The organism is Streptomyces endocoffeicus (assembly GCF_016741935.1).
Taxonomy (GTDB): domain Bacteria; phylum Actinomycetota; class Actinomycetes; order Streptomycetales; family Streptomycetaceae; genus Streptomyces; species Streptomyces endocoffeicus.
This window is the reverse complement of sequence record NZ_JAERRG010000115.1, coordinates 1-2,679: the sequence shown is the minus strand read 5'-3', so window position 1 is coordinate 2,679 and position 2,679 is coordinate 1. Positions and strand designations below refer to the sequence as shown.

Below are 2,679 nucleotides of genomic sequence, written 5' to 3'. Positions count from 1 at the left end.
GCAGTACTCACTCTGGAGGGGCAACGCTGAAAATGCTCACTCCCTGGTCCTGGGCACTAGGGTTCGTCTTCAAACGGATCTTGCCCAGAGCAGAAATGACGCGAGACTGACCGCTGTTTCGTAGGAGGTGGCGGTCTTGTCGTATCTGGTGGCGATGCCACGGAAGCCTTTGAGCTGATTGAAGGAGCGTTCGACGACGTTGCGTCGGCGGTAGATGTGCCGGTCGAATGCGGGTGGCCGGCCTCCGTGGCGACCGCGGTTGTGGCGGTGTCTCTGCTGGTCGTTCTTCTCCGGGATGGTGCACGCGATGCCGCGTCGTCGCAGGTAGGCGCGGAAGCCGCGGGAACTGTAGGCCTTGTCGGCGACCACCTGGTCGGGTCTGCAGCGGGGGCGGCCGAGGCCGGTGCGCGGGACCCGGATCCGTTCCAGGAGGGGGCGTGCGCAGATGCTGTCGTGGCGTTCGCCTGGGGTCAGCAGGACGGCGAGGGGACGACCGCGGCCGTCGCAGGCGAGGTGGATTTTGGTGGTCAGTCCGCCTCGGGATCGGCCGAGGGCGTGATCGTCCGGTTCGTCCGGCCGGTGGATCCCCCTTTTCGCCCCGTCGCGGCGGCGTGCTGGTGGGCGCGGACGATGGTGGAGTCGATCTGGACGAGCCAGTCGATGTCGCCGGCTGCGTCCGCGCGTGCCTGGATCTGCTGGAGGGCCCGGGTGAACACGCCGTCCAGGGCGTAGCGACGAAAGCGGGTGTAGACCGTCTGCCATGAGCCGTAGCGTTCCGGCAGGTCGCGCCAGGAGATCCCGGTCCGGATCTTGTAGACCATCCCGTTGACGACCTGCCGGTCCCCCACGCGCGGACGGCCTGTCGCGGCCCGCGGTATGAGGGGAGCGAGTAACTCCCACTCCCGATCGGTGAGTTCATGGCGACGTATCACCGCACCATGATCCACCACCCAATGATCTTTGAAGACGGACCCTAGCGTCGGTTCCGACGCCGTTGCGGTCTTGGAGAGCGTCAGCAACGATCGCATGGGCGCTTGGCGATGGCTGGCGGCACCGCCGGTGTCTTCCTTGCGGTAGGGGAGATGCTGTACTTCCCCTCCGAACAGGCCGCGCTGAAGGTGCCCTACCTTGCCGTCCGCGAGCAGATCAGGTGCCGGGCCGCCGGGTGGGAACGGAGTTTCTGATCGCCGATGACGCGGCGAGGAACGCGTCATTCTCGGTCGGGGACCCGATGGCCGTACGCAGGTGCCCGTCGATGCCCACGTCCCTCAACAATACCCCGCGGTCGACGTAGCGGTTCCAGGCCGCGGCCGCATCGGGGAATGATCCGAACAGGAGGAAGTTGCCGTCGCTGGGGGCGACCGTAAACCCGAGCGATGTCAGTTCCTGAGTCACCCGTCGTCGCTCCGCGATCAGCAACCGCACCGTTTCCGCCATGCGCTGATGGTGTGACAGTGCTGCTCGAGCGGCCGCCTGGGTAAACGTCGAGAGGTGGTACGGCAACCGGACCAGGCGCATCGCCTCGACAACAGCCGGATGCGCCACAAGGTAGCCAAGGCGTATCCCGGCCATGCCGAAAGCCTTACTCAGGGTCCGTGACACCATGAGCTTCGTAGGGTGCCGCTCGACCAGCGTCGTCGCGCTCGTCTGAGCGGAGAACTCGACGTACGCCTCGTCGACGACGACAATGCCGGGAGCCGCGGTCACTAGTGTTTCTATGCCTTCGAGGCTCACCGAGCCCCCGTCGGGGCTGTTGGGGTTGGCGATGACGACCACGTCCGGACGGCGTTCGACGATGGCGCGGCGTGCATCGATCAGGTTGAGAGAGAAGTCGTCGCCCCGCTGCTCGGCCATCCACCTTGTGCCGGTCCCGAGGGTGAGGTGTCGGTACATGGAATAGGTCGGCTCGAATCCCATGGCTGAGCGGCCCGGGCCGCCAAAGGCCTGCAGGACGTGCTGCATGACCTCGTTCGAGCCGTTGGCCACCCAGATGTTCTGGGCGGAGACCTCCGCACCGTCCGTTTGCGATACATACCCGGCGAGATCGCGCCGAAGCGCACCGGCGTCCGGGTCAGGGTAGCGATGCAGGTCCGAGGCCGCGGCCCTCAAGGATTCACCGATGGCATCGAGCAGGGCCTGCGGCGGGGGGAACGGGCTCTCGTTCGTGTTCAGCTTGACCGCTGTGGCGATCTGCGGGGCTCCATACGCCCGACGGTCGCGCAGTTCCTGCCGCAGTGGCAGCGCATCAAGCGTGGTCATGAGCGGCCTCCCCTTCATGAGGCGGCGGGCCCATCTTCGGCCCACCGACGGGCTTCATCGTCTCCTGTGCCGGCCGCATCGAGCTGTGAGAACGGAGGGGGTCAACGCCCCCTCACATTCATGCCGACCTTGCCAAGCGGTTGTTCAGGATGCTCGCTGCGGGCTGATGTCCGATCCGACCGTCTCGACGGACTCGGAGTTGCTCCGCACCCGGTTGCCGATTCCGAGGGCCGCAGCCACCACGGAGAGGCAACACAGGGTCGAGAGGTAGAACCCCGGCCACGACGAATGGCCGTTGCCGACCAGCCACGTCGCGATGTAGGGGGCGGTGCCTCCAAAGAGTGCATAGGCGACGTTGTAACCAAGCCCGCTCGCCGAGGAACGGACGCCGACGGGGAACAGCTCGACGAGCGCGAGCTG

The 2,679-nt window shown here is 66.3% G+C and carries 2 protein-coding genes and 1 pseudogene; all 3 read right to left on the bottom strand.

The features are described from left to right. Positions 1–69 precede the first annotated feature (69 nt). A protein-coding gene (locus JK364_RS54055) for an IS5 family transposase (RefSeq protein WP_372462113.1) occupies positions 70–929 on the bottom strand; the annotation gives its coding sequence in 2 pieces (ribosomal slippage) (positions 70–563 and positions 563–929; 861 coding nt in all). 217 nt (positions 930–1,146) lie between these two features. Beyond that, a complete protein-coding gene (locus JK364_RS54050; RefSeq protein ID WP_201858821.1) occupies positions 1,147–2,259 on the bottom strand; it encodes a histidinol-phosphate transaminase in 1,113 nt (370 codons plus the stop codon). 144 nt (positions 2,260–2,403) lie between these two features. Next, positions 2,404–2,679, bottom strand: a pseudogene (locus tag JK364_RS54045) (hypothetical protein); the annotation flags it as partial.